Genomic DNA, 1585 nt, shown 5'->3' with positions numbered 1-1585 from the left:
AAAAAATATTTACCCTGCTTTATAAAGCAAAATTTATACTTTTAGATATGAGACTTAATTCCTAGAAAAGTCCAGTGATCTTACCGGTCTCGTCTACATCAATTCTCTCTGCAGCCGGTACTTTTGGCAGTCCTGGCATAGTCATGATCTCACCTGTCAGAGCTACGATGAAGCCTGCACCCGCGGAGATCTTCAGGTTACGTACAGTAACTTCGAAGTCTGTCGGTGCACCGAGTTTGGTCTGGTCATCTGTCAGACTGTACTGTGTCTTAGCTACACAGATCGGGCAGTTGCCAAATCCAAGAGCTTCGAGCTGTTTTGCCTGTTTCTGAGCATTTGCTGTCAGGACAACTCTCTTACCACCGTATACTTTCTGTACGATCTGGTTCAGTTTGTCTTCGATGGAGCCTTCCAGCTCATATGCATAGGAGAAGTCGTTCGGTTCTTCTACCAGACGAAGAACTTCTTCTGCAAGTTTCACTCCACCTTCGCCGCCTTTTGCCCATACTTCTGAAAGTGCAACGTTTACGCCGAGTTCTTTACATTTTGCTTCTACAAGGTCAAGTTCTGCCTTTGTATCTGTCGGGAATGCATTGATAGCAACTACGCAAGGAAGTTTATATACATTCTTGATATTGCTTACATGTTTCAGAAGGTTTGGAAGTCCTTTTTCCAGTGCTTCCAGGTTTTCATTATTAAGGTCTGCTTTTGCTACACCGCCATTATATTTCAGAGCACGTACAGTAGCTACGATAACAACTGCGCTTGGGTGCAGACCTGCCATACGGCATTTGATATCCAGGAATTTTTCTGCTCCAAGGTCAGCGCCGAATCCAGCCTCTGTAATTGTGTAATCAGCAAGTTTCATACACATTTTTGTAGCTGTTACAGAGTTACATCCATGAGCAATGTTTGCGAATGGTCCGCCATGAACGATTGCCGGAACATGTTCCAGTGTCTGAACGAGGTTTGGTTTCAGGGCATCTTTCAGAAGTGCAGTCATAGCACCTTCTGCATGAAGATCACCAGCAGTTACCGGTTTCTGTTCGGAAACTTTACCATATGTATATCCGATGATGATCTTGGAAAGTCTTTCTTTCAGGTCTGTAATATCGCTTGCAAGGCAAAGGACTGCCATGATCTCAGATGCAACTGTGATGTCGTATCCGTCTTCACGAGGCATACCGTTTGTTCTTCCGCCAAGTCCGTCTACTACGTTACGAAGCTGACGGTCGTTCATATCCACACATCTCTTCCATGTAATCTTTCTCGGGTCGATGTTCAGAGCATTGCCCTGGAAGATATGGTTGTCGATCATTGCTGCAAGAAGGTTGTTTGCTGCACCGATGGCATGGAAGTCACCTGTGAAATGAAGGTTGATATCTTCCATCGGAACTACCTGTGCATAGCCGCCGCCTGCTGCACCACCTTTGACACCGAATACCGGTCCGAGAGATGGCTCACGAAGAGCAACCATAACACTCTTTCCAAGCTTCTGCATTGCATCCGCAAGACCTACGGTTGTAGTAGTCTTTCCTTCACCGGCCGGTGTCGGGTTGATTGCTGTCATAAGGATCAGCTTACC

The 1585-nt window shown here is 45.8% G+C and carries 1 protein-coding gene; it reads right to left on the bottom strand.

The genetic code is table 11. The features are described from left to right. Window positions 1-61: 61 nt before the first annotated feature. The coding region (locus LI112_RS17710) for a formate--tetrahydrofolate ligase (protein ID WP_227191199.1) at window positions 62-1585 on the bottom strand (1524 nt) is incomplete at its 5' end.

Origin of the sequence: Blautia sp. 210820-DFI.6.14 (genome assembly GCF_020558815.1) — a bacterium.
Lineage (GTDB): Bacteria > Bacillota > Clostridia > Lachnospirales > Lachnospiraceae > Blautia_A > Blautia_A obeum.
Note: the sequence above shows the minus strand (reverse complement) of the source record. Positions and strands in the feature narration are given on the sequence as shown.